The 24,030-nt window shown below is 72.0% G+C and carries 20 protein-coding genes and 2 tRNA genes; 9 read left to right on the forward strand and 13 right to left on the reverse strand.

The window, feature by feature from the left end; genetic code table 11:
- Nucleotides 1-107: 107 nt before the first annotated feature.
- From clpX to AB0L74_RS32930, 5 genes are all read right to left on the reverse strand, one after another.
- Nucleotides 108-1,394: an ATP-dependent Clp protease ATP-binding subunit ClpX gene (gene clpX, locus AB0L74_RS32910; RefSeq protein WP_365660681.1), complete on the reverse strand. Its 1,287-nt coding sequence runs from the start codon at nt 1,392-1,394 to the stop codon at nt 108-110.
- 179 nt (nt 1,395-1,573) lie between these two features.
- The gene (locus AB0L74_RS32915) at nt 1,574-2,254 is read right to left on the reverse strand and encodes an ATP-dependent Clp protease proteolytic subunit (protein WP_365660684.1); all 681 of its coding nucleotides are present in this window, start codon (nt 2,252-2,254) and stop codon (nt 1,574-1,576) included.
- A 206-nt stretch (nt 2,255-2,460) separates the two neighbouring features.
- Nucleotides 2,461-3,066 (reverse strand): ATP-dependent Clp protease proteolytic subunit, encoded by a 606-nt coding sequence (locus tag AB0L74_RS32920; protein ID WP_031114129.1) that lies wholly within the window; start codon nt 3,064-3,066, stop codon nt 2,461-2,463.
- Between the two features lie 414 nt (nt 3,067-3,480).
- The gene (tig, locus tag AB0L74_RS32925; protein WP_365660687.1) at nt 3,481-4,866 is read right to left on the reverse strand and encodes a trigger factor; all 1,386 of its coding nucleotides are present in this window, start codon (nt 4,864-4,866) and stop codon (nt 3,481-3,483) included.
- Between the two features lie 213 nt (nt 4,867-5,079).
- A tRNA-Pro gene (locus tag AB0L74_RS32930) sits at nt 5,080-5,156 on the reverse strand.
- Between the two features lie 168 nt (nt 5,157-5,324).
- On the opposite strand from AB0L74_RS32930, the gene AB0L74_RS32935 reads away from it, so the two are divergent.
- Nucleotides 5,325-5,398, forward strand: a tRNA-Gly gene (locus tag AB0L74_RS32935).
- Nucleotides 5,399-5,581: 183 nt separating this feature from the next.
- On the opposite strand, the gene AB0L74_RS32940 is transcribed toward AB0L74_RS32935, so the two are convergent.
- The gene (locus AB0L74_RS32940; RefSeq protein ID WP_365660690.1) at nt 5,582-5,776 is read right to left on the reverse strand and encodes a hypothetical protein; all 195 of its coding nucleotides are present in this window, start codon (nt 5,774-5,776) and stop codon (nt 5,582-5,584) included.
- 629 nt (nt 5,777-6,405) lie between these two features.
- On the opposite strand from AB0L74_RS32940, the gene AB0L74_RS32945 reads away from it, so the two are divergent.
- Nucleotides 6,406-7,647 carry an acyltransferase family protein gene (locus AB0L74_RS32945; protein ID WP_365660693.1) on the forward strand — a complete coding sequence of 414 codons (1,242 nt, stop codon included), beginning with the start codon at nt 6,406-6,408 and terminating at the stop codon, nt 7,645-7,647.
- A 107-nt stretch (nt 7,648-7,754) separates the two neighbouring features.
- On the opposite strand, the gene AB0L74_RS32950 is transcribed toward AB0L74_RS32945, so the two are convergent.
- A complete protein-coding gene (locus AB0L74_RS32950; RefSeq protein ID WP_365660696.1) occupies nt 7,755-8,936 on the reverse strand; it encodes a PP2C family protein-serine/threonine phosphatase in 1,182 nt (393 codons plus the stop codon).
- A gap of 198 nt (nt 8,937-9,134) precedes the next feature.
- On the opposite strand from AB0L74_RS32950, the gene AB0L74_RS32955 reads away from it, so the two are divergent.
- Entirely contained in the window at nt 9,135-10,412 is a 1,278-nt protein-coding gene (locus AB0L74_RS32955) for a GNAT family N-acetyltransferase (protein ID WP_365660699.1), read from the forward strand.
- A gap of 28 nt (nt 10,413-10,440) precedes the next feature.
- Here AB0L74_RS32955 and AB0L74_RS32960 read toward each other — a convergent pair whose 3' ends face one another.
- Both AB0L74_RS32960 and AB0L74_RS32965 read right to left on the reverse strand, forming a co-directional pair.
- Nucleotides 10,441-11,292 carry a DNA-formamidopyrimidine glycosylase family protein gene (locus AB0L74_RS32960; protein ID WP_365660702.1) on the reverse strand — a complete coding sequence of 284 codons (852 nt, stop codon included), beginning with the start codon at nt 11,290-11,292 and terminating at the stop codon, nt 10,441-10,443.
- 135 nt (nt 11,293-11,427) lie between these two features.
- The gene (locus AB0L74_RS32965) at nt 11,428-11,913 is read right to left on the reverse strand and encodes a ribose-5-phosphate isomerase (protein WP_365660705.1); all 486 of its coding nucleotides are present in this window, start codon (nt 11,911-11,913) and stop codon (nt 11,428-11,430) included.
- Nucleotides 11,914-12,172: 259 nt separating this feature from the next.
- Here AB0L74_RS32965 and AB0L74_RS32970 point away from each other — a divergent pair, with 259 nt between their 5' ends.
- Nucleotides 12,173-13,657 carry an amino acid permease gene (locus AB0L74_RS32970; RefSeq protein WP_365660709.1) on the forward strand — a complete coding sequence of 495 codons (1,485 nt, stop codon included), beginning with the start codon at nt 12,173-12,175 and terminating at the stop codon, nt 13,655-13,657.
- Between the two features lie 123 nt (nt 13,658-13,780).
- On the opposite strand, the gene AB0L74_RS32975 is transcribed toward AB0L74_RS32970, so the two are convergent.
- A complete protein-coding gene (locus AB0L74_RS32975; protein ID WP_365660711.1) occupies nt 13,781-14,365 on the reverse strand; it encodes a biotin transporter BioY in 585 nt (194 codons plus the stop codon).
- 393 nt (nt 14,366-14,758) lie between these two features.
- Between AB0L74_RS32975 and AB0L74_RS32980 the strand changes: the two genes are divergently transcribed.
- From AB0L74_RS32980 to AB0L74_RS32990, 3 genes are all read left to right on the forward strand, one after another.
- Complete coding sequence (locus tag AB0L74_RS32980; protein WP_365660713.1) at nt 14,759-16,138, forward strand: amino acid permease; 1,380 nt, start codon at nt 14,759-14,761, stop codon at nt 16,136-16,138.
- Nucleotides 16,139-16,290: 152 nt separating this feature from the next.
- Nucleotides 16,291-16,938, forward strand: coding sequence for a superoxide dismutase (locus AB0L74_RS32985; protein ID WP_365660715.1), 648 nt, complete (start codon nt 16,291-16,293; stop codon nt 16,936-16,938).
- 224 nt (nt 16,939-17,162) lie between these two features.
- Nucleotides 17,163-17,384, forward strand: coding sequence for a hypothetical protein (locus tag AB0L74_RS32990; RefSeq protein ID WP_365660718.1), 222 nt, complete (start codon nt 17,163-17,165; stop codon nt 17,382-17,384).
- A gap of 33 nt (nt 17,385-17,417) precedes the next feature.
- On the opposite strand, the gene AB0L74_RS32995 is transcribed toward AB0L74_RS32990, so the two are convergent.
- Nucleotides 17,418-18,050 carry a DsbA family protein gene (locus tag AB0L74_RS32995; protein WP_365660720.1) on the reverse strand — a complete coding sequence of 211 codons (633 nt, stop codon included), beginning with the start codon at nt 18,048-18,050 and terminating at the stop codon, nt 17,418-17,420.
- Nucleotides 18,051-18,200: 150 nt separating this feature from the next.
- Here AB0L74_RS32995 and pepN point away from each other — a divergent pair, with 150 nt between their 5' ends.
- Nucleotides 18,201-20,777, forward strand: a complete 2,577-nt coding sequence (gene pepN, locus AB0L74_RS33000) for an aminopeptidase N (protein WP_365660722.1) — start codon at nt 18,201-18,203, stop codon at nt 20,775-20,777.
- 196 nt (nt 20,778-20,973) lie between these two features.
- Complete coding sequence (locus AB0L74_RS33005; RefSeq protein ID WP_365660724.1) at nt 20,974-22,059, forward strand: hypothetical protein; 1,086 nt, start codon at nt 20,974-20,976, stop codon at nt 22,057-22,059.
- Between the two features lie 77 nt (nt 22,060-22,136).
- On the opposite strand, the gene AB0L74_RS33010 is transcribed toward AB0L74_RS33005, so the two are convergent.
- Nucleotides 22,137-23,294, reverse strand: coding sequence for a serine hydrolase domain-containing protein (locus AB0L74_RS33010; RefSeq protein WP_365660726.1), 1,158 nt, complete (start codon nt 23,292-23,294; stop codon nt 22,137-22,139).
- Nucleotides 23,295-23,472: 178 nt separating this feature from the next.
- A complete protein-coding gene (locus AB0L74_RS33015) occupies nt 23,473-23,931 on the reverse strand; it encodes an NUDIX hydrolase (RefSeq protein WP_365660728.1) in 459 nt (152 codons plus the stop codon).
- Between the last annotated feature and the right edge of the window lie 99 nt (nt 23,932-24,030).

The following is a 24,030-nucleotide window of genomic DNA, read 5'->3' on the forward strand; positions in this document are numbered from 1 at the left end:
GTCCGCGGCGTCGTGTTCGAGGAGCATGTGGCTGATCTCGTGCAGGAGGATGTGTTCCCGGTGCAGCCGGGTCCGACCGGGGCCCTCTCGGCGTGTCACGGGGGCGGCTACGCCGTCTTCTGCTCCCCCGACCCGCGTCCGCGGCTGTCCCGCGGGATGAGGGTCGGGTTGACGTTGGACAGGACCACGTCCGCGGTGATGACGACGCGGGCGACGTCCTTGCGGGACGGCACCTCGTACATCACGCCCTGGAGGACCTCCTCCATGATGGCGCGCAGGCCGCGGGCGCCGGTCTGGCGGAGGATGGCCTGGTCGGCGATGGCCTCCAGCGCCTCGCGCTCGAAGTCCAGCTCGACACCGTCGAGTTCGAACAGGCGCTGGTACTGCTTCACCAGCGCGTTGCGCGGCTCCACCAGGATCTTGAGCAGGGCCTCGCGGTCGAGGTTGTGCACGGAGGTGATCACGGGGAGGCGGCCGATGAACTCGGGGATCATGCCGAACTTGACCAGGTCCTCCGGCATGACGTCCTCGAACTGGTCCTTGGCCTCCAGCTCCCGCTTGGAGCGGATGGTGGCGCCGAAGCCGATGCCCTTGGCACCCGCCCGGGCCTCGATGATCTTCTCCAGTCCGGCGAAGGCGCCGCCCACGATGAACAGGACGTTCGTCGTGTCGATCTGGATGAACTCCTGGTGGGGGTGCTTGCGCCCGCCCTGCGGCGGCACCGAGGCGGTGGTGCCCTCCAGGATCTTCAGCAGCGCCTGCTGGACGCCCTCGCCGCTGACGTCCCGGGTGATCGACGGGTTCTCGCTCTTCCGCGCGACCTTGTCGATCTCGTCGATGTAGATGATCCCGGTCTCGGCCTTCTTGACGTCGTAGTCCGCGGCCTGGATCAGCTTGAGCAGGATGTTCTCGACGTCCTCGCCGACGTAGCCCGCCTCCGTCAGCGCCGTCGCGTCGGCGATGGCGAACGGCACGTTCAGCATGCGGGCGAGGGTCTGCGCGAGGAGGGTCTTGCCGGAGCCCGTCGGGCCCAGCAGCAGGATGTTCGACTTGGCCAGCTCGATGGCGTCGTCGCGGCCCTGCGCACCGCCGTTCTCACCGGCCTGGACCCGCTTGTAGTGGTTGTACACCGCGACGGACAGGGCCTTCTTGGCGGCCTCCTGGCCGACCACGTACCCGTCGAGGAACTCGTAGATCTCGCGGGGCTTGGGAAGCTCCTCCCAGCGCACCTCGCTGGTCTCCGCGAGCTCCTCTTCGATGATCTCGTTGCAGAGATCGATGCACTCGTCGCAGATGTACACACCGGGCCCTGCGATGAGCTTCTTGACCTGCTTCTGGCTCTTGCCACAGAACGAGCACTTGAGCAGATCGCCGCCGTCACCGATGCGTGCCACGGTGTGCTTCCCCTTCGCCTGGGAGACGCCTGGACACCTGCGGTCCAGCGGCTCCTGGTGCTGCCTTATGTCGACGGTACCTTGCCGGGCCCCTCGTTCGGGCCCCCCTTGGCACGGTTCACTTCGTCGTGGACCGCGCCACTCCGTGCCAAGGGGCGGCAGACGCTGCCCGTTCCGCGTCAGCGGACCGCGGCGTTGTTCATCTTCCGGGTCGAGATGATCTGGTCGATCAGGCCGTACTGGAGCGCGTCCTCGGCCGTGAGGATCTTGTCGCGCTCGATGTCCTCGCGGATCTTCTCGACCGGCGTGGTGGAGTGCTTGGCCAGCATCTCCTCCAGCTGCGAGCGCATCCGGAGGATCTCGTTGGCGGCGATCTCCAGGTCGGAGACCTGGCCGCGGCCGGTCTCGCTGTAGGGCTGGTGGATCAGGACACGGGCGTTCGGCAGCGCCATGCGCTTGCCGGGCGTGCCGGCGGCCAGCAGGACGGCGGCGGCGGAGGCCGCCTGGCCCATGCAGACCGTCTGGATGTCCGGCTTCACGAACTGCATCGTGTCGTAGATCGCGGTGAGCGCCGTGAAGGAGCCGCCGGGGCTGTTGATGTAGACCGAGATGTCCCGGTCGGGGTCCATCGACTCCAGGCACAGCAGCTGGGCCATGACGTCGTTGGCGGAGGCGTCGTCGATCTGGACGCCGAGGAAGATCACGCGCTCCTCGAAGAGCTTCGCGTACGGGTCGTACTCGCGGATGCCCTGGGAGGTGCGCTCGACGAAGCGCGGGATGACGTAGCGGGACTCGGCCGTGGGGCCGGTGTACTGGGCGCGCGCGCGGTCGTAGAGGCCGCTGCCGGGGATGTCGTTCACGGTGTCTCCTGGAAAGGGGCTGAGGCGGTCGGCTGGGGGCTGGCTGGGACGCCTGGGCCCGGTGCGGACGGTGAGGCCCGGCGGGCCCGGCCGAGCCCGCCGAGGGCCCGGCGGACGGGGGTCGGGCGCGGGCCCCGGCCCGGTCCGCGTGGGCTGGGCTCGGCTCCCGCGGGCGCCCGTGGTGCGGCGCGGCCCGCGGGGGGCGGTCAGGCCCCGGTGCCGCCGCCGCCCGGCATGCCGGCGGCCGTGGCGATGACGTCGTCGATGAGGCCGTACTCCTTGGCCTCGAAGGCGTCGAACCAGCGGTCGCGGTCCGAGTCGCGGGTGATCTGCTCGACCGTCTGGCCGGTGTGCTGGGCCGTGAGCTCGGCCATGCGCTTCTTGGTGTGCAGCAGCCGCTCGGCGTGGATCTTGATGTCCGACGCCGAGCCGGCCAGGCCGGCGGACGGCTGGTGGATCAGGATCTCGGCGTTCGGCAGCGCGAAGCGCTTGCCGGGGGTGCCCGCGCTGAGCAGGAACTGGCCCATGGAGGCCGCCAGGCCCATGGCGATGGTCACCACGTCGTTCTTGATGTACTGCATGGTGTCGTAGATCGCCATGCCGGCCGTGATGGAGCCGCCGGGGCTGTTGATGTACAGGTAGATGTCCTTGTCCGGGTCGGAGGCAAGGAGCAGCAGCTGCGCGGTGATCTTGTTCGCGATGTCGTCGTCCACCGGCTGGCCGAGGAAGATGATCCGCTCGTTGAGCAGCCGGTTGTAGACCTGGTCGCCGAGGCCACCACCGATGGAAGGCTCGCCGGCGGCGGAGGGCATCAGATTCGTCACGTATCCACCTGCTCGTCTTACGACGGCGCCGGGCCGTCTCACGTGTTCTGCCGGGGGCCTGGGACTCCGGCGCGCGCCGCCTGCCTGGCGGCTTCGGGGACTCCCCTGCCCTCGTATTCATGGACCCTAACGCGCAGGTCCCTCCGGCGAATCCCGCGAAGGGGGGTGTTCGCCGGGGGCGTAGCGCCGCGCCGGGACCACAGCTCGCGGTACGGCCCGGAGCCCGCCGGGGAAACGCGGGAACGCCGGGGAAGCTCGGGGAGGGCCGGGGCGCGCCGGGGAAGGCCGGGGCGCGCCGGGGAAGGCCGGAGCACGCCGGGGTGCGCCGGGGAAAGGGGGACGGGCCCCGGGTCACGAAGTACCCGGGGCCCGTCCCGCGTCCTGCGGAGGGTGCCGTACGGCTCAGCCCTCGTTCTTCTCCTCGGCCTCGGCCTCGGCGGAGTCGGCGGCGGCCTCGGCGGCCTCCTCCGTCTCGTCCTCGTCGTCCAGGTCGACGACCTCGCCGTTGGTGTCCTTGACCGTGGCCTTCTCGACCACGGCGGCCAGGGCCTTGCCGCGGGCGACCTCGCCGACGAGCAGCGGGACCTGGCCCTGCTGGACGACGGCCTGGGCGAACTGGTCGGGGGACATGCCGGAGGAGGCAGCGCGCCGCATGAGGTGCTCGGTGAGCTCCTCCTGGTTGACGTTGAGCTTCTCCTGCTTGACGAGCTCGTCGAGCACGAACTGGGTCTTGATGCCCTTGACCGCGGCCTCGCGGGTCTCGTCGTCGAACTCCTCGGCGGTCTTGCCCTGGAGCTCCAGGTACTTGTCGAGGGTGAGGCCCATCTGGCCGAGCTGGTGGTGCTCGAGGTTGTGCTTGCGGGTGTTGATCTCGTCCTCGAGCAGCTTCTCGGGGACCGGGACCTCGACCAGCTCCAGCAGCTTGTCCAGGACGCGCTCCTGGGCCTGCGTGGCCTGGTCGTACCGCTTCATGTCCTCCAGGCGCTTGCGGCTGTCCGCCTTGAGCTCCTCAAGGGTGTCGAACTCGGAGGCGAGCTGGGCGAACTCGTCGTCCAGCTCCGGCAGCTCGCGCTTGGCGACCTGGCTGACCTTGACGGTGACCTCGGCCTCCCGGCCGGCCGCCGAGCCGCCCTTGAGCTCGGAGGTGAAGGTGGCCTCCTCGCCGGCGGACAGGCCCTTGACGGCGTCGTCGATGCCGTCCAGGAGCTCGCCGGAGCCGATGGTGTAGGAGACGTCCTTGGCGACGCCGTCCTCCAGCACCTCGCCGTCGACCTTGGCCTCCAGGTCGACCGTCACGACGTCGCCGTCCTCGGCGGCGCGCTCGACCGGGGAGGTGGTGGCGAAGCGCTCGCGCAGCTGCTCGACCGACTTCTCGACGTCCTCGTCGGTGACCTCGACGGCGTCGACCTCGACCTCGATGCCGGAGTAGTCCGGGATCTCGATGGCGGGGCGGATGTCGACCTCGGCGGTGAAGTTCAGCGTCTCGCCGTCCTTCAGCTCCGTGATGTCGACCTCGGGCTGGCCCAGCGGGCTCAGCTCGGCCTCGTTGACCGCGTCGGTGTAGAACTTCGGCAGCGCGTCGTTGACGGCCTCCTCCAGCACGGCACCGCGGCCGAACCGCTGGTCGATGACCCGGGCCGGGACCTTGCCCTTACGGAAGCCCTTCACCGTGACCTGCTGGTTGATCTTCTTGTACGCCGCGTCGAGGCTGTCCTTGAGCTCCTCGAAGGGCACCTCGACAGTGAGCCGAACCCGGGTCGGGTTCAGGGTCTCCACGGCGCTCTTCACGGTTCGGTCTCCTTGTGGCTGACTGCTTGGTTTCTGCCGGAGCCGGAGGTTCCGGCGGATTTCGCCGCCCGGCGGACTGCAGACACTGAGACACACGGGCGTGCAGCTTGCATAGTAACGGCAGCGGCTACACGGCCCAAAAGGCGACCACCAGGGCGATCGGGGGATGGCCCGGATGGCGGGCCGGGACAGGACCGGCGGCGGTGTGGTGAATGGTCGGGGTGGCGGGATTTGAACCCACGGCCTTCCGCTCCCAAAGCGGACGCGCTACCAAGCTGCGCCACACCCCGTCTGGTGCGAGACGTAGGGTACATGCCCCGGCGTCGCCCGGTCCGCCGCATTTTCCCCGCGGCGCGTGAAGGTCCGGTGTGCGCGGCGGCACGGGGTGTGCGATGAGGGGGGAGCACCCGCTACGATGCAGTGCAGTGCCGCGGTCACGAACCCGCGGCGCGTCCTGTGCGGGCGTAGCTCAATGGTAGAGCCCTAGTCTTCCAAACTAGCTACGCGGGTTCGATTCCCGTCGCCCGCTCCACACGGCCCGGGGCCGGGCCGGAGGATCTTCCTCCGGCCCGGCCCCGGTCGTTTTCCGGCCGCGCGCCTGCCCGGTCGGGCCGGCGGCGGGCGGCCCCCTCTCCCCCCTCCGGGCCCGGTCGAGCGGCGGCGGGGCGCGCCGACTCCCGGGCGGGGCCGCGCCCTCACCGAGGGGAGCGCCCGCTCAGAAGCTGATCGAGTTGATCGTCTCGGCTATCGAGTTCATGAAGCGGTTGATCGACGGGGCCATGCCGGTGGAGGCGAGGAAGAAGCCGAAGAGCACCGCGACGACCGCGGGGCCGGCCTTGAGGGAGCCCCCTCGCAGCAGCACCACCAGGATGATCGCCAACAGCAGCACCACTGACAGCGAAATGGCCACAACTGATCACACCCTCGGTCGGTCCGCTCTCCCGCCGGGGACGCGACCCGCGCACCCCCGCCCAGAACCATCGTGCCACCAACCGCGCTTCCCTATGCGGCGGCTGACGCACAGTCTGGCCGGTTTTTCCCTCCCCGCACACGCCCGCACGCGTGAAAAAGCGGGCGACGGCGCGCCGCACAGGAATTCGACAGCCCACCCGCACAGGGAATTCGATCATTTCGTTTCCGCGCCCACACAACACGTTCGCAGCCGCGCCGAATTGTGAGGAGAGCTCCACCGAACTCCACGTCACGCCCCGGCGAAGGCACACTCAATCGGACATTTCACCGGTGCCTCCCACCGACCTTATGGGGGAGAGAGTCACGAATAAAGATGACAAGCACTCCCGGCACGGCTTGTCGTCAACCTCTCGGGAGCGTGGGAGTCATCACACCCATGACGAGGTCAACGTCGTTGGAATAGCGGGTAGTCGGGCTCGATATCAGCAATGACGTCGCGACGACGTCGAGGGTTTTACGGAATAGCTCGGACGACGCTAGGGTGCCTCAGATGTTCTACGCTGCCACGTCCCCCGTAAGCGCAGCGAGGTTTCGGACCTGCTCGCCGACATCCCGGCGGGAGGGCCGATGACTGACTCGCTACGCCCGTACGGCAACCGCAGGACACCACTCCCCCCGGCGCAGTCGCCGGTTCCGGGAGTGCCGAGTCCGCGGCCCGCCCCGCAGAACCAGCGCGACAGCCGCGCGGCCCCGTCCCCGGCCGCGGGCGCCCGGCCCGCCGGGGCCGGCAGACAGCGCGACGCGTTCTTCGACAACGCCAAGTACCTGGCGATCGTGCTGGTCGGCGTGGGCCACGCCTGGGGGCAGATCCTCGACGGCAACCGGACCGTGGAGACCCTTTACCGGGTGGTCTACACCTTCCATATGCCGGCCTTCATCATCATCTCCGGCTACTTCTCGCGCGGCTTCGACATGAGCCCCAGACGGGTCAAGCGGCTGATCACCGGCGTCGCCGTTCCGTATGTCGTCTTCGAGCTCGCCTATTCGCTCCACAAGCGCTTCGTCGACCACGACCCCCAGCACGACATCAGCCTGCTGGACCCCACGTATCTGCTGTGGTTCCTGTGCGCGCTGTTCGTCTGGCGGCTGACCACTCCCATCTGGAAGACGGTCCGCCGGCCGCTCCCGATCGCGCTCGGCATCGCCCTGCTGGCCTCCATGACGCCCTCCATCGGCAACGACCTGAACATGCAGCGAGTGCTTCAGTTCCTGCCGTGCTTCGTGCTGGGCCTGATGATGCGTCCCGAGCACTTCCAGCTGGTGCGCCGCCGCTCGGTGCGGATCTGGTCGGTGCCGGTGGCCGCGGCGGCGGTGGCCGTGGGCTGGTGGTCGGTGCCGCGCATGGACACGGCCTGGTTCTACCGCAACACCACCGCGCAGAGCATCGGCGCCCCCTGGTGGACCGGGCCGGTCGTCACGCTCGCGCTCTTCGGCTGCTCCCTGGTGCTGACCGCCTGCTTCTTCGCCTGGGTCCCCGGCCGGCGCATGTGGTTCACCGCGCTCGGCGCCGGGACGATCTACGGCTATCTGCTCCACGGTTTCCTGGTGAAGACCGGCAACTACGAGGGCTGGTTCCACGGGTCCGTACTGGACCGGCCGGCCGGCGAGATCGGCCTGACCGTCCTCGCGGCCGTCGTCATCACGCTGCTGTGCACCGCGCCGGTGCGGCGCGTCCTGCGGTGCGTGGTGGAACCGGGGATGGAGTGGGCCTTCAAGCGGGACGCCGCCGAGCTGGCCAGGGAGCGCGAGAAGCGGGACGGGACCGGGCGGCCCGCCGAGCGCGAGCACCGGGAGAAGGTCACCGCGTAGGGCCCGCGTCCCCGGGACTCTTCGGGGCCCCGCCCCGCGTCCTGGCGGCCGGGGTCAGCGGCGGCTCGTCGGTCATGGGGCCGGTGTGCGGGCGCGCGGCGCCGGTGTCAGCCGCCCGCGGCCTGGGCCGTCGGGCCCTCCCGGCAGATGAGCAGCAGCGCCCGGTCGTCGTTGACGTCCTTCGCGACCGCCTCGATCAGGTGCCAGGCGGCGCCGTGGAAGCCGCCGGCGACGTAACGGTCCGCCTCGCCGGTGAGGCGGTCGATGCCCTCGGCGATGTCGCGTTCGGCGGTCTCCACGAGGCCGTCGGTGAACAGCATCAGCACGTCGCCCGGGCGCAGGGAGCCCTTGACCGGGTCGAACTGGGCGCCGTCGTACACCCCCAGCAGCGGGCCCTCGGCGCTCTTCTCCTCCCAGCGGCCCGTTCCCGCGCTGAGCTGGAGGCCCGGCGGATGCCCGGCGGAGTACAGCTCGTAGTCACCGGAGTCGAGGTCCAGGACCAGATGGATGGAGGTGGCGAAGCCCTCCTCCCAGTCCTGGCGCAGCAGATAGCCGTTGGCGGCCGGGAGGAAGGCGTGCGGGGGCAGGCTGCCCAGCAGGCCGCCGAAGGCGCCCGACAGCAGCAGGGCGCGCGAGCCGGCGTCCATGCCCTTGCCGGAGACGTCGGTGAGGACCACCTCCAGCGTCCGCCCGCCGTTGGTCCGGGCGGCGACCACGAAGTCGCCGGAGAAGGACTGGCCGCCCGCCGGGCGCAGCGCCATCTCCCGGTGCCAGCCCGTCGGCAGCTTGGGCAGCTTGCTCTGCACGCGGATGCGTTCGCGCAGGTCGAAGAGCATGGTGTGGCCGCGCCGCCAGGGCACGCCGACCCGGCTGCGGAACTGGGCGAGCAGCAGCCCGAAGAAGCCGCAGGCCGCCACCACCAGCACCACGCCCGGGGTGACCCGGGACGGGCCCTCGGTGTACGGGCCCAGCCGCACCGACTCCACGATCAGCGCGGCGGCCGCCGCCGCGTACAGGCCGAGCAGGCTCGCCGGGCGCAGCACCAGGCCGCCGACGACGACCGGCAGGACCAGCGCGGCCGGTGCGCACCACACGGGGTTGGCCATCGTCGTCAGCGCGATCAGGGGGATGGTCAGCAGCAGCCCGGCCAGCGCGACCCAGTCCGAGCCGTCGCCGCGGAAGTAGTCGACGGCGGCTTTGCGCACGCCGACGCGGACCCGGTGCCACCGCTTCTTCACCCGGGCCGTGAACGTCTCGGCCGCCGCGCGCCGCTGTCGTCCTGCTGCCATCAGTTCGGGACCCTATCCATCGGAGCGGCCGCTTGGCACGGGAGGTCCCGCTTGTCCCCCGTCCGGGACCCCGGCCCCGCACCGGACTTCGCCGCGGACCGCCCGGTGAACCTCCAGTGAACGCCACCGGGGCCCGCGGTGTCGCCGACCCGGGGAAAATGTCTGGCTCCTGTCCTGACGCACTGATAGGCATGGCGCATGGCGACTGACCACGCGAGGGGCGGCCCGGCGGGCCGGGCCGGGTCCGGGACCGAGCCGCGGGTGCTGCGCCCGGAGGACTGGGACCGGTGCTACGACACCCTGCTGCGGGCCTTCGGCGGGGCCGTCGAGTCGGACGAGGAGCGCGGGCTGTGGCGGGCGCTGACCGAGTACGACCGCTTCCTGGGCGCCTGGGACGGCGGGGAGGCGGTGGGGACGGCGGGGGCGTTCTCCTTCCGGATGACCGTGCCCGGCGGGGCGCTGGTGCCGGCGGCCGGGGTCACCATGGTCAGCGTGGCCGCCACGCACCGGCGGCGCGGAGTGCTGACCTCGCTGATGCGCCGGCAGCTGGACGACGTACGGGGCTGGGGCGAGCCGCTGGCGGTGCTCACCGCCTCCGAGCCGGCCATCTACGGGCGGTTCGGGTACGGCATCGGGAGCTTCCAGCTCGACGCGGAGATCGACACCGCCCGGGTGTCGCTGGAGGCGCCGGCCGGCACCGACGCCGTACGGCTGCGCTACGCGGCGCCCGCGGAGGTGCTGGAGGCGTGCGAGGCGGTGTACGCGCGGCTGGTGCCGCAGCGGCCCGGCATGCTGGCCCGGCACCGGCCGGGCTGGGAGCGGCTCGGGCTGCTGGACCCGGAGGGCGGGCGGGACGGGGCGTCGCCGCTCCAGTGCGTGATGGCCGAGCGCGGCGGGCGGACCGTCGGTTTCGCGCGGTTCCGGGTGAAGCCCGGCTGGGGGCCGTCCGGGCACGACGGCACGGTGGTCCTGGAGGAGCTGTACGGGCTCGATCCGGCGGCCCAGGCGGCGCTGTGGCGGTTCCTGTTCGGCATCGACCTGACGTCGACGCTGGTGGTGCAGGGACGGCCCGTCGACGATGCCTGGCAGTACCAGGTGTCCGACATCCGGCGCTGCCTGCCGCGCGTGCGGGACCAGTACTACATACGGCTGGTGGACGTCGGGGCGGCGCTGGGGGCGCGGACGTACCAGGCGCCGGTGGATGTGGTGCTGGAGGTGTCGGACGCCTTCTGCCCCTGGAACGAGGGCCGTTGGCGGCTGACGGGGGACGCCGAGGGGGCCTCCTGCGCGCGGACCCGGGACGCGGCGGATCTCTCGCTGTCGGTACGGGAGCTGGGGGCGGCCTATCTCGGGGGCGTGCCGCTCACGGCGCTGGCGGCGGCCGGGCGGGTGCGCGAGGTGCGGCGGGGGGCGCTGGCGGAGGCGTCGCCGGCGTTCGGCAGCGCGGTGGCGCCGTGGCTGCCGCACGGGTTCTGACGGGGTCCGGCCGCGGGGCGGCGACCGGTCAGCTCCGCTGGCACTGCGGGCACCAGAAGAGATTGCGGGCGGCGAGCTCGGCGGTGCGGATCTCGCCGCCGCAGATGTGGCAGGGCCGGGCGGCCCTGCGGTAGACGTACACCTCGCCGCCGTGGTCGTCGACGCGCGGCGGCCGGCCCATCGCCTCCGGGGTGTGCTCCGGGCGGACGGTGTCGATGCGGTTGTTGCGGACGCCCTCGCGCATGAGGGCGACGAGGTCGTGCCAGATCGCGTCCCACTCGGCGGGGGTGAGGTCCCTGCCCGGGCGGTAGGGGTCGATGCCGTGGCGGAAGAGGACCTCGGCGCGGTAGACGTTGCCGACGCCGGCGATGACCTTCTGGTCCATCAGCAGTGCGGCGATCGTCGTACGGCTGCGGCGGACGCGCGCGAAGGCGAGGGCCGGGTCGGCGTCCGGGCGCAGCGGGTCGGGGCCGAGGCGGTCGTGTATCGCCCGCTTCTCGTCGGGGGTGATCAGGGCGCAGGTGGTGGGGCCGCGGAGGTCGACGTACGCCGTGTCGTCGGCGAGGCGCAGGCGGACGGTGTCGGCGGGCGGGGGCGCGGGGGCGTCGCCGAAGGCGACCTTGCCGAAGAGGCCGAGGTGGATGTGGACCCAGTGGGCGAGCGCCGGGTCGAACGCGTCGGGCGCCGGGGACCGGCCGGGGGCGCCGAAGCCGAGGAAGAGGTGCTTGCCGTGGGCTTCGGCGGTGTGGAGGGCGGTGCCGTCCAGGAGGGCGGCGGCGTCGGAGAACTTGCCCTGGGGGCTGGTGACCCGCACCGTGCTGCCGGCGTAGGCGGCGGCGTAGTCCTGGGCCAGGCGGTGGATGGTGTGGCCCTCGGGCACGGGTGACTCCGTTTCTCGGTTCCTGCTCGCCGGCCGGCCAGGGGCGCCCGGGGCCGTGCCGGGTTCCGGGGCACGGCCGTGTGCCCCGGGACCGGGGGTACGGGGGCGGTGACCCGGAACCGCGTTCCGTTTCCGTTACCGCTGGGGGTGGTGGGCGGGGATCGGGGGCAGGTCGCCGGAGGTCTCGTAGACCGCGAGCATGTCGATGCGGCGGACGTGGCGCTCCTCACCGGTGAAGGGGGTGTTGAGGAAGACCTCGACGAACTTCGTCGCCTCCTCGGTGGAGTGCATGCGCGCGCCGACCGCCACGACGTTGGCGTCGTTGTGCTGGCGGCCCAGCGCCGCGGTCTCCTCGCTCCAGGCGAGGGCCGCGCGGACGCCCTTGACCTTGTTGGCCGCGATCTGCTCCCCGTTGCCGGAGCCGCCGATCACGATGCCCAGGGCGCCGGGGTCCGCGGCCGTCTTCTCGGCGGCGCGGAGGCAGAAGGGCGGGTAGTCGTCCTGGGCGTCGTAGATGTGCGGGCCGCAGTCGACGGGCTCGTGGCCCGCGGCCTTGAGCCACTCCACGAGGTGGTTCTTGAGTTCGAAGCCGGCATGGTCGGAACCGAGGTACACGCGCATGGTCCGAGTGTGACACGCCCGTTTCGGGGCAGGCGCGTCGGGTGTCGACCGGGAAAATGTGAGCCTCGTTACGGAAGCCCAGGGAAACCTCGAGTAACAATCCGGAATCAAAGGTTCAAGAAATTCTTGGCCTCGGATTCACTGGACCGTCTCGTGCACCGGTCGCGTACCGCTTGTACGGGCTCCTGTGCGGCGTCACACCCCAGACGCACCCCCTCGCACGGGAATCAGCTCCCCCGGCGCAAAGGAAATCCGTTCCATGACCTCGCAGCCGACCCTGAACACGGCCGGAAGCGGCCACCAAGGAGAGCCCGCGAAGCCCGGTGACCCCGGGGCCCAGGGCTCCGGAGCACACGATTCCGGCCTCCAGGCCGGGCTCAAGAACCGCCATCTGTCGATGATCGCCATCGGCGGCGTCATCGGGGCGGGACTGTTCGTCGGCTCCAGCACCGGCATCGCCACCGCGGGCCCCGGCATCCTCCTGTCCTACGCCCTGGTCGGCACCCTCGTGGTGCTGGTGATGCGCATGCTCGGCGAGATGTCGGCGGCGAATCCGACCTCCGGCTCCTTCTCCGCGCACGCCGACCGGGCGCTCGGCCCCTGGGCCGGCTTCTCCATCGGCTGGCTGTACTGGTTCTTCTGGGTCGTGGTGCTGGCGGTGGAGGCCACCGCCGGGGCCGTGATCCTGGAGGGCTGGATCCCCGCCGTACCCCAGTGGGGCTGGGCACTGATCGTGATGGTGGTGCTCACCGCCACCAACCTGGTCTCGGTCGGCTCCTATGGCGAGTTCGAGTTCTGGTTCGCCGGGATCAAGGTCGTCGCGATCGGCGCCTTCATCGTCATCGGCGCACTGGCCGTCTTCGGGGTGCTGCCGGGGGCCGACAGCGACCAGGCGGGCCTGGGCAACCTCACCGAGCACGGCGGCTTCCTGCCCAACGGGCCCGGCGCCATCCTCACCGGTGTGCTGCTCGTCGTCTTCTCCTTCATGGGCAGCGAGATCGCCACCCTGGCCGCCGGCGAGTCGGAGGACCCGCAGCGGGCCGTCACCAAGTCGACCAACAGCATCATCTGGCGGATCGGCGTCTTCTACCTCGGCTCGATCTTCGTCGTCGTGACCCTGCTGCCGTGGGACTCGGAGTCGATCACCGAGAAGGGCTCCTACGTGGCCGCCCTGGACTCCCTCGGGATCGGCAACGCCGGGCAGATCATGAACTTCATCGTGCTGACGTCCGTGCTGTCCTGCCTCAACTCCGGGCTGTACACCGCCTCCCGCATGGCGTTCTCGCTCGGCCAGCGGGGGGACGCGCCCAAGGCGTTCGCCCGGACCACCCAGCGGGGTGTGCCGCGCACGGCGATCCTGGTGTCGGTCGCGTTCGGCTTCGTGGCCGTCTTCTTCAACTACAAGTTCCCCGACTCCGTCTTCCTCTTCCTCGTCAACTCCTCCGGGGCCGTCGCGCTCTTCGTCTGGCTGGTGATCTGCTTCTCGCAGCTGCGCATGCGCAAGATCATCCAGGCGGAGGAGCCGGAGAAGCTGGTCGTGAAGATGTGGCTGTACCCGTATCTGACCTGGGCGACGGCCGCGCTGATCGTCTTCGTGCTGGGGTACATGCTGACCGACACCGAGCACGACGGGCGCACGACCATGCTGCTGTCGCTGCTCGTCGCCGCGATCGTGCTCGTCATCGCCTTCGTCAAGGAGAGGATCGCGCGCGGGCGGAGGGCCGAGGCGGCCCGGGTGGACTGACGTCCCTCCCGCGATCTCGGGAGCACCGGAGCACCGGGAGCACCGGGACGCAGAAGAACAGAGAGCAGGGGCCCGCGGCGTGTGCCGCGGGCCCCTGCTGCGTGGCGGGTGCGCGTGCGCCGGTCAGCGCCTGCCGGCCAGCTTCCAGGCGGCCGGCAGCAGGCCCATCGCCAGGGCCGCCTTCAGCGCGTCGCCGATCAGGAAGGGCGTGAGGCCGGCCGCGATCGCCGCGGTGGCGGACATGCCGGTGGCCAGGGCCAGGTACGGCACGCCGACGGCGTAGATGATCGCCTCGCCCAGCACCATCGTGCCGGCCGTGCGCCAGGCGGAGCGGTCGGCGCCGCGGCGGGCGAGGGCGCCGACGGCCGCGGCGGCGAGCAGCATGCCGAAGACGTAGCCGAGGGAGGGGGCGGCCGTCCCGGAGGCGCCGCCGGCGAACCACGGCACGCCCGCCATGCCGACCAGCGCGTACAGCGCGATCGACAGGGCGCCGCGGCGGGCGCCGAGGGCGGTGCCGACCAGCAGCGCGGCGAAGGTCTGACCGGTCACCGGCACCGGGGAGCCCGGCACCGGGACGGAGATCTGGGCGGCGAGGCCGGTGAGCGCGGCGCCGCCGGCCACGAGCGCGACGTCGCGGACGCGGGAGGCCGGAAGGAGGTCGGCGAGGACCTGCCCGGGGCGGGAAGGGGTTGCGGCTGCGGTGCTCATGGGGGTCTCCGCGGTGGTGTGGACATGTCGGGACGAGGCGACGCTATCCCAGGGCGCTGACGCCGATCACCGTCAGCGCTCGACAAAGGGTCGATCGGCGACTTGGTGGGCTCCGTACAAAGGGCGCGGGTTACACCGGATGCGGCGTGATACCGGTCACGAGCGGAGAGAGGTTCCGGTCGCTCCCGCCCCACCGGCCACGACTGTAGGCTTCCGCCAAACCGGCCACGCCCGCACGGGCGGCCCCGTACCGCCTGTTTCCCGCCAGGTGATCGGAGCCCTACCGTCCGCATCTGCGGCGTCCGTATGGTGGGAGCCCCCTGCCCACGAGCGGGCCGACCGCCCAGACTGTCGGCGTTTATGCCCGCCCCACCCTCTGGACGAGCCGCGCCCATGCCCAGCAGCACCACAGAGACGCCGCCGACCACAGGCGACGCGTCCCTCTCCCACGGTCTCAAGCAGCGCCACCTGTCGATGATCGCCCTCGGTGGCGTGATCGGCGCCGGCCTGTTCGTCGGCTCCGGAGCCGGCATCGCCGCCGCCGGACCGTCGATCGTCATCGCCTACGCCCTCTCCGGCCTCCTCGTGATGCTGGTGATGCGGATGCTCGGCGAGATGTCGGCCGCGTACCCGTCGTCGGGCTCCTTCTCCGCCCACGCCGAGCGGGCCATCGGCCCCTGGGCGGGCTTCACCGCGGGCTGGTCCTTCTGGGTGCTGCTGTGCACGGCGGTCGGCCTGGAGGGCATCGGCGCCGCCAAGATCGTGTCGGGCTGGCTGCCGGGCACGCCGGAGTGGGCCTGGGTCGCGCTGTTCATGGTCGTCTTCTGCGGCACCAACCTGGCCGCCGTGAAGAACTTCGGCGAGTTCGAGTTCTGGTTCGCGGCGCTGAAGGTCGGCGCGATCACCCTGTTCCTGGTGCTCGGTGCGCTGGCCATCGCGGGCGTGCTGCCCGGCACCGACTCCCCCGGCACCTCCCACCTGAGCGACTTCCTGCCCAACGGCGGCGAGGGCCTGGTCGTCGGCCTGCTCGCCTCCGTCTTCGCCTACGGCGGCCTGGAGACGGTCACCATCGCGGCGGCCGAGTCGCAGGACCCGGTCCGGGGCGTGGCGCGCGCGGTGCGGACGGCGATGTGGCGGATCGCGCTGTTCTACATCGGCTCGATGGCGGTCATCGTCACCCTCGTCCCGTGGGACTCCGCGGAGGTCGTCGAGAAGGGCCCCTACGTCGCCACCCTCGACACCCTCGACATCCCCGGCGCCGGCCAGCTGATGAACGTGGTCGTGCTGGTCGCGCTGCTGAGCGCGATGAACGCCAACATCTACGGCGCCTCGCGCATCGCCTACTCGCTGGTCGAGCGGGGCCAGGGCCCGAAGGCGCTGGGCCGGGTCTCCGGCGGGGTGCCGCGTATCGCCGTGCTGGCCTCCTCCGTCTTCGGCTTCGTCTGTGTGCTGCTGAGCTACTGGCGGCCCAACGACGTCTTCTCCTGGCTGCTGAACATGATCGGCGCGGTGATCCTGGTCGTCTGGATCTTCATCGCCGTCTCGCAGCTGCGGCTGCGCCGCCGCCTGGAGCGGGAGACGCCGGAGAAGCTGGTCGTGCGGATGTGGGTGTTCCCGTGGCTGACGTGGCTCGCGCTGGCGGGCATGGCGGCGGTCTTCGTGCTGATGGCCCGCGAGCCCGGCACCCGCGTGCAGCTGTACTCGACGGGTGGCATGACGCTGGCCCTGGCGGCCGTCGGCTACGCCTGGCAGAAGGCGCGCGAGCGCCGCTAGCGCGCTCGGCCCGGAAGGGCCCCCGCGCGCGCTCCTGGAACAAGGGAGTGCGGGCGGGGGCCCTTTCGCGTGCCCGGGCCCGCGCGCGGACCCTGTTGCTGCTAGCGTGCACTTGCAAGCCTGTTGCAATAAGAGGCCGGAGGGGATCCGCCATGCCTGTCTACTCGCTGCCTGAACTGCCGTACGACTACTCCGCACTGGCCCCCGTGATCAGCCCGGAGATCATCGAGCTGCACCACGACAAGCACCACGCGGCCTACGTGAAGGGCGCCAACGACACGCTGGAGCAGCTCGCCGAGGCCCGCGACAAGGAGGCGTGGGGCTCGATCAACGGCCTGGAGAAGAACCTCGCCTTCCACCTCTCCGGGCACATCCTGCACTCCGTCTACTGGCAGAACATGACCGGCCCGAAGGACGGCGGCGGCGAGCCGCTGGCCCAGGACGGCGTGGGCGAGCTCGCGGACGCGATCACCGAGTCGTTCGGCTCCTTCGCCCGCTTCAAGGCGCAGCTGTCCAAGGCCGCCGCCACCACCCAGGGCTCGGGCTGGGGCGTGCTGGCGTACGAGCCGCTGAGCGGACGGCTGATCGTCGAGCAGGTCTACGACCACCAGGGCAACGTGGGCCAGGGCTCGACCCCCATCCTGGTCTTCGACGCCTGGGAGCACGCCTTCTACCTCCAGTACAAGAACCAGAAGGTGGACTTCATCGAGGCGATGTGGCAGGTCGTGAACTGGCAGGACGTGGCGCGGCGCTACGAGGCCGCGAAGTCCCGCCTGAACGCGCTGCTGCTGGCGCCCTGACGCGCCCGTGAGTCGTCCTGCCTCGTGATCGTCTTCTCACCCTTCGCGCGGCGGGCGGAACAGAGGGAAGCCCCCGTGAGGACGTGACTCACGGGGGCTTCCCGCATGCGGGCGCCGCAGGGAGCGGGGGCCGGTGGGCGGGGCGTCCGGGGCGTGCCGGGGGCGGGCGACACGCTCCGCGCGCCTCCTTCCGGCCGGGCGGGTTCCGGGGGACAGTGACGCGCATGGGTCTTCCCAACAGACGGTGCCCCAACTGCGGGGACACCGACCAGGACTTCCGGCCGCTCACCGACGAGGAGCGCGCCTACGCCCTGACCCAGGTGCCCAAGGCGGATGTCGGCACCTACCGGCGCTGCGCCCGCGCCGGATGCCTGCGGGTGCAGTCCTACTTCAACTGGAGGTCCGGGTTCAGCCTGCCGGAGTCGTTCCGGGCGGCTGGCGGCTGAGCCCGGGGCCCGGCCGCCCGCCGCCCCGCGGGCTCAGTCGAAGACCGGCCCCTGGGTGCGGGTGCGCTTGATCTCGTAGAAGCCCGGGACGGAGGCGACCGCGAGGGTGCCGTCCCACAGCTTGGCGGCCTGCTCGCCCTTGGGGGCGGGGGTGACGACCGGGCCGAAGAAGGCGATCTGCTCGCCGTCGGGGCCGGGCACGGCGATCACCGGGGTGCCGACCTCCTGGCCGACCTTGTCGATGCCCTCCTTGTGGGAGGCGCGCAGCTGGGGCTCGTAGGGCGTGGCGTCCCAGTGGTCCATGAGGGACTCGGGCAGTCCGGCGTCCTTCAGGGCGGCGGCGACCGCCTCCTTCCCCGGGCCCTCGCCCCGGTTGTGGATGTGGGTGCCGAGCGCGGTGTACAGGTCGCCGAGCACCTCGGCGCCGTGCTCCTCCTGGGCGGCGATGACGACCCGGACCGGCCCCCATGCCTTGGTCGCGAGCATCTCGCGGTACTCCTCGGGGAGCTCGTCGAGCTTGTCCTCGTTGAGGACGGCCAGGCTCATCACATGCCAGCGGACCTCGATGTCGCGGAGCTTCTCCACCTCCAGCACCCAGCGGGAGGTCATCCAGGCCCAGGGGCACAGCGGGTCGAACCAGAAGTCGACGGGGGTCTTCTCCGACATGTCTCTCCTCATGAGGCAAACGATTCGGCAGCCGATCCCCCACGGAACGCTCCCGCTCGTCCCGGCCATTCCCGGCTGTCCGCCGTCCGGGCCGCATGGCAGGATCAGGGCTGTCCGCATGGTGGAACACGAGCCGAGGGAGTGCCGTCCGTGCCCGGTGAGAATCTGTCCCGTGACGAGGCCCGGGAGCGGGCCGCCCTGCTGTCCGTCGACGGGTACGAGGTGTCCCTCGACGTCCGCTCCGCGGTCGGCGCGGAGCACCGCGAGGGGCCGCGCACCTTCCGCTCCGTCACCACGATCCGCTTCCGCTGCGCCGAGCCGGGCGCGTCCACCTTCGCGGACCTGATCGCGCCGAGCGTGACGGCGGTCAGCCTCAACGGGCGCGACCTGGACCCGGGCGAGGTCTTCGACGGCTCCCGGATCGTACTGGAGGACCTCGCGGCCGACAACGAGCTGATCGTCGACGCCCGGTGCGCCTACTCCCGCACCGGTGAGGGCCTGCACCGCTTCGTCGACCCCGAGGACGGCGAGGTGTACCTGTACACCCAGTACGAGCCGGCCGACGCCCGCCGGGTCTTCGCCACCTTCGAGCAGCCGGACCTCAAGGCCCCGTTCCGCTTCGAGGTGCGGGCGCCCGAGCAGTGGACGGTGTGGAGCAACGGCGCGGGTGAGCGCGCCGACGGCGTGTGGCGGTTCGCGGAGACCAAGCCGATCTCGACGTACATCACCTGTGTCGTGGCGGGCCCGTACCACTACGTGACCGACACCTACACGCGGACCCTCGGCGACGGCACGACCCTGGAGATCCCCCTCGGCGCGATGTGCCGCAGGGGCCTGGCGCCCCACTTCGACGCCGACGACGTGTTCCTGGTGACCAAGCAGGGCCTGGACTTCTTCCACGACCACTTCGACTACCCGTACCCGTTCGGGAAGTACGACCAGGCGTTCGTGCCGGAGTACAACCTCGGCGCGATGGAGAACCCGGGCCTGGTGACCTTCCGCGAGGAGTTCATCTTCCGCGGGAAGGTGACGCGGGCGTCCTACGAGAGCCGCGCCAACGTGATCCTGCACGAGATGGCGCACATGTGGTTCGGCGACCTGGTCACCATGCGGTGGTGGGACGACCTGTGGCTGAAGGAGTCCTTCGCGGACTTCATGGGCTCCTTCTCGCTGGTGGGCGCCACCCGCTTCACCGACGGCTGGATCACCTTCGCCAACCGCCGCAAGGCGTGGGCCTACCGCGCGGACCAGCTGCCCTCCACCCACCCGGTCACCGCCGACATCCGCGATCTCCAGGACGCCAAGCTCAACTTCGACGGCATCACGTACGCCAAGGGCGCCAGCGTGCTCAAGCAGCTGGTGGCGTACGTCGGCCAGGACGCGTTCCTGGAGGGCGCGCGGCGCTACTTCAAGCGGCACGCGTACGGCAACACGCGCCTGGCCGACCTGCTGTCGGTGCTGGAGGAGACCAGCGAGCGGGACATGAGCGCCTGGGCGCGGTCCTGGCTCCAGACGGCCGGCGTCAACTCGCTGACCCCCCAGGTGCTGCTGAGCGCCGACGGGCGGATCGATGAGCTGGCGGTGGTGCAGGAAGCGGCCCAGTCGCATCCGGAACTGCGTCCGCACCGGGTGGCGGTCGGTCTGTACCGGCGCGGCGAGAGCGGCGCCCTGGAGCGGTACGCGCGCGCCGAGACGGACGTGGACGGGGCGCGCACGGTGGTGGCGGAGCTGGCCGGGGCGGACGCGCCTGAGCTGGTGCTGGTCAACGACGACGACCTGACGTACTGCAAGATCCGTTTCGACGAGACCTCGCTGGCCGCGCTGCGCGCCGGGCTGGGGGACATGACGGACCCCCTGGCCCGCGCCCTGTGCTGGTCGGCGCTGTGGAACATGACCCGGGACGCGCTGCTGCCGGCGCGGGAGTTCGTGGACCTGGTGCTGCGGTTCGCGGGCCGCGAGTCGGACATCGGCGTGCTCCAGATGCTGCACGCGTGGGCGCAGTCCGCGCTGGCGCACTACGCGGCGCCCGCCTGGCGCGAGACGGGCGGGCGGCTGCTGGCCCGGGGCGCGCTGCGCGAGCTGCGGGACGCCGAGCCGGGCGGCGAGCACCAGCTGGCGTGGGCCAGGTTCTACGCGCGGGCCGCCTTCGAGGAGGCCGACCTGCGGCTGTTGCGGGACCTGCTGGAGGGCACCGAGAGGATCGACGGACTGGAGGTGGACCAGGAGCTGCGCTGGGCGTTCCTGGAGCCGCTCGCGGCGCACGGCGCGGCCGACGAGGCGGTGCTCGCCGCGGAGCTGGCCCGGGACGACACCGCCTCCGGCAAGCGGCACCAGGTGCGCTGTCTGGCCGCCCGCCCCTCGGCGGCGGTCAAGGCGCAGGCGTGGGCGCAGGTCGTGGAGTCGGACGCGCTGTCGAACGCGCTGGTCGAGGCGACGATCGCGGGCTTCGCCCGGCCCTCGCAGCGGGAGCTGCTCGCGCCGTACGCGCCGAAGTACTTCGCGGCGATCGAGCGGGTGTGGACGGAGCGGTCCATCCAGATCGGGATGGACGTCGTCCGGGGCCTGTTCCCGGCGTTCCAGGATTCCCGGGCGACGCTGGACGCGACGGACGCCTGGCTCGCCGCGCACACCGGTGCCGCGCCCGCCCTGCGCCGGCTGGTGCTGGAGGCGCGGGACGATCTGGCGCGGGCGCTGCGCGGTCAGGAGTGCGACGCGGCGGCCGGCTGAGCTCTCCCCGCAGACGTGCGCCGAGCAACCGTTACGGAATTCGGGCAGTCATCGCCGTAACCCCTGGCTCCCGCCCGGGCGGACCAGGAGCTTTCGGCATCCGAACACCCGTCCTTCAGGGCGATGTTGTCCGTGTTTGTCGACGGACGTGTAACAGCGGTTCAAGGAGGGTCCGGGGACGGGAAGCTTGCCGGACATGAACCACGAAACCCCGCTCTCCCCGCGCCCCCTCCAGCAGTTCGTCCCCGGCTCCCGCCGGCTGCTGACCACGGCCCAGCTCCGCGCGCGCGGGGTCGCGGCCGCCGAGACGACCGCGCACTGCCGCCCGGACGGTCCCTGGCAGCAGATCCTCCCCGGCGTCGTGCTGCTCCACCCGGACCCGCCGACCGGCGAGGAACGGCTGCACGCGGTACTGCTGTACGTGGGGCGCGAGCGGAACGGCGGTGTCCCCTCCCAGCCCGGCCCGCGGGCGGGGTCCGGCCTCGGCGAGGCGGTGATCACCGGCCTGGCCGCGCTGGCGCTGCACGGTTTCGCCTCCACTCCCCCGCTGGCGGACTTGGAGGCCATCGACGTCCTCGTCCCCCGGCCGCGCCGGCTCCGTTCGGCGGGCTGCGCGCGCATCCTGCGGACGTCCGCCCTGCCCGAACCCGAGCTGGTCACGGTCCCCCAGGCTCCCGGTTCCGTCCGGGCGGGGGACGCCCACGTCCCGGTCGCGCCGGTGGCGCGGGCCCTGGCCGACGCGGTGGCGGAGCTGACGGACGCGAGCGTCGTGCGGCGGCTGCTGACGGAGGCCGTGCGCGGCGGGCACTGCGAACCGGCGGCGGTGGTCCGGGAGCTGACGGAGGCCCATCTGCTGAGCCGCCCGCACGTGGTGGACGCCGTGGAGTCCCTGCTGGCCGAGGGCCGGGCGATCGCGGAGGACCGGCTGTACCGGATGGTGCGCGAGTACGGCCTGCCCGACCCGGTCTGGAACGTCGGCCTGCGGCTGCCCGGCGGCCCCGACCTCGGCGGGGTGGACGCCTACTGGCCGGACCACGCGGTGGCGGTGGACCTGGACATGGGGGCCGCTCGGCACGGACATGCCACGTGCGGGATCGCCGGGGCGCCGGAATGCCCGCGCAAGCGCGAGCACCTGGAGCGGCTGGGCATCACGGTGGTGCGGCTCAGCCCCAGGCAGCTGCGCGACGCTCCGGAACATCAGGCGGCCGTCGTACGTACCGCGTTGATGGCGGCCGCGGACAGGGAACCCGCCGCGTATGTAGTGGCGCTGCCCCGGCTGTGACGGACCGGGGCGGCACCAGGAGGGGAGAGGAGGGGCCGCGGGGCCCGCCGCCCGGCGGTCCCTCCTCATCGCCGCGGTCACCTCCCGCAGAACTCCGCCTCGATCACCGCCTCCCTGTCGCCCGACCAGTCGCCGTTGAAGTTCAGGGCGAGCGCGTGCCGGCCGTCCCTCGTCGTCACCGCCTCCGACGAGGAGCCGTGGATGTCGCCGCCGTGGCCCCATACGGTCACCCCGCAGTCCAGCTCCCTCCTCATCAGGCCCAGGCCGTAGCCCTCGCTCTCGTCGGTCTCGTCCGTCCGGACGGTCGCCGTCATCGCGGCGAGCTGCGCCGGCGGCAGCAGCCGGCCCCGGAGCAGGGCCGAGTAGAAGCGGGTCAGATCGGCCGAGTCGGAGATCATCTCTCCGGCCGCCGCGGCGATGGAGGGGTTGAGCTCCGTGACGTCGTAGGTGCGGCCCGTCGCCGTCGGGGCCAGCTTGGAGTAGGCGCGGGCGCCCGGCGCGGGGACGGTGACCTGGGTGCCGGGGACCGAGGTGGCGCGCAGGCGCAGCGGCGCGATGATGCGGCGGCGGACCTCCTCGCCCCAGGGGCGGCCGGTGGCCTTCTCCACGACCAGGCCGGCCAGGACGTAGTTGGTGTTGGAGTACCCCCAGGAGGTGCCCGGCGCGAAGGCGGGCCGGTGGGCCATGGCGACGGCGACGAGGCGCTCGGGCGGCACCGTGTCGTAGCGGTGCCGCAGGAAGCCGTCCGCGAGGAAGTACGTGCGGGCGAACTCCGCGTCGGCGGTGTAGCTGAAGACGCCGCTGGTGTGGTTCAGCAGCTGCCGCAGGGTGACGCGGGTGCCGTCGTGTCCGTTGCCGCGCACCAGGCCGGGCAGCCATTCGTCCACCGTGTCGTCCAGCGAGAGGCGGCCCTCCGCCTCCAGCTGGAGCAGCACGGTGGCCACGAACGTCTTGGTGATGCTGCCCACCCGGTACCGGTCCCGCGCCGAGCGCGGCTCGCCCGTGCGCAGGTCGCCGGCTCCGGCGGTCGCGGTCCAGGTGCCGTGGCCGTCCCGGGCGGTGGCCGTCGCGCCGGGCACGCCGCCGGCCACGGCGGCCCCGAGGGCGCGGCGGGTCGCGTCGTGGCCGTCGCCGGCGGGTGCCGCCGTCGCCGTGCCCGCCAGCGCGGCGGTGAGCGCTGCCGTCAGCGCCACGGCGGTCGCCGTGGCGAGGGTGGTCCGTACCCGTACGGTCATGGGATGCCCCTGCTCTGGGTGCTGCTTCGCCCGAGGCCGTCGGGCGCGGTCGGGCGGAGAGACCGCCGGGGCCGCCGGAAAGGTTGCGGCGGCGCGCGGCGGTTGAGCGGGTTCCGGCCCTTCTCGCCGCGGCGGCGGCACGGTCCGGCGCGAGCCGCCGGGCGGCGGCCCCGGAAGGCTACTCCTGTGCCCGGCCGAGCCGTCCGGTCGCCGGCCGCTCGCGCCACAGCCGCAGCCCGGTGTCGACGAGCGGCACCCGGGTCAGGCCGGGGACGGCGGCCAGGTCCTGCCAGGCGGCCATGTCGGTGGAGCCGCCGACCTCGTACCTGAGGTCGCCGCCGGTGATCCGGGCCTCGTAGAGGATGCGGACGGCGTGCCGGTCCACGGCCGGCCGGAGGCGGCGGCGCGAGACGCGGCGCAGGGAGTCCACGCCGAGCAGGCCGGTGACCTCGACGCGGTACCCGGTCTCCTCCGCCACCTCCCGCACCACCGTGTCGTACGGGTCCTCGCCGTGCTCCACGCCGCCGCCGGGCAGCACCCATTCGGGGACGCCTCCGGGGCCCGGGGACCGGGCGAGCAGTATCCGGCCGTCCCGGACGCATAGGGCGTAGGCCGCCACCCGTACGTTCCCGCGCACGCCGGGACGTTAACCCGCGCGGGGGGCCGTGGGCGGACGGGAATGTCGTGGTGCGCCCCATAGATCCCCGATGGCGCATGGCGGAAGTACGCCACGGCC

The sequence above is a fragment of the Streptomyces sp. NPDC052020 genome, from assembly GCF_040680575.1.
Taxonomy (GTDB): Bacteria; Actinomycetota; Actinomycetes; order Streptomycetales; family Streptomycetaceae; genus Streptomyces.

Coding starts and splice junctions, on each gene's coding strand:
- AB0L74_RS32975 (WP_365660711.1), bottom strand. CDS start 14,365: ATGAGCACCGCAGCCGCAACCCCTTCCCGCCCCGGGCAGGTCCTCGCC.
- AB0L74_RS32990 (WP_365660718.1), top strand. CDS start 17,163: ATGGGTCTTCCCAACAGACGGTGCCCCAACTGCGGGGACACCGACCAG.
- AB0L74_RS32980 (WP_365660713.1), top strand. CDS start 14,759: ATGCCCAGCAGCACCACAGAGACGCCGCCGACCACAGGCGACGCGTCC.
- AB0L74_RS32965 (WP_365660705.1), bottom strand. CDS start 11,913: ATGCGCGTGTACCTCGGTTCCGACCATGCCGGCTTCGAACTCAAGAAC.
- AB0L74_RS32985 (WP_365660715.1), top strand. CDS start 16,291: ATGCCTGTCTACTCGCTGCCTGAACTGCCGTACGACTACTCCGCACTG.
- AB0L74_RS33010 (WP_365660726.1), bottom strand. CDS start 23,294: ATGACCGTACGGGTACGGACCACCCTCGCCACGGCGACCGCCGTGGCG.
- AB0L74_RS32920 (WP_031114129.1), bottom strand. CDS start 3,066: ATGCCCTCCGCCGCCGGCGAGCCTTCCATCGGTGGTGGCCTCGGCGAC.
- AB0L74_RS32945 (WP_365660693.1), top strand. CDS start 6,406: ATGACTGACTCGCTACGCCCGTACGGCAACCGCAGGACACCACTCCCC.
- AB0L74_RS32995 (WP_365660720.1), bottom strand. CDS start 18,050: ATGTCGGAGAAGACCCCCGTCGACTTCTGGTTCGACCCGCTGTGCCCC.
- AB0L74_RS33005 (WP_365660724.1), top strand. CDS start 20,974: ATGAACCACGAAACCCCGCTCTCCCCGCGCCCCCTCCAGCAGTTCGTC.
- AB0L74_RS32950 (WP_365660696.1), bottom strand. CDS start 8,936: ATGGCAGCAGGACGACAGCGGCGCGCGGCGGCCGAGACGTTCACGGCC.
- AB0L74_RS32955 (WP_365660699.1), top strand. CDS start 9,135: ATGGCGACTGACCACGCGAGGGGCGGCCCGGCGGGCCGGGCCGGGTCC.
- AB0L74_RS32970 (WP_365660709.1), top strand. CDS start 12,173: ATGACCTCGCAGCCGACCCTGAACACGGCCGGAAGCGGCCACCAAGGA.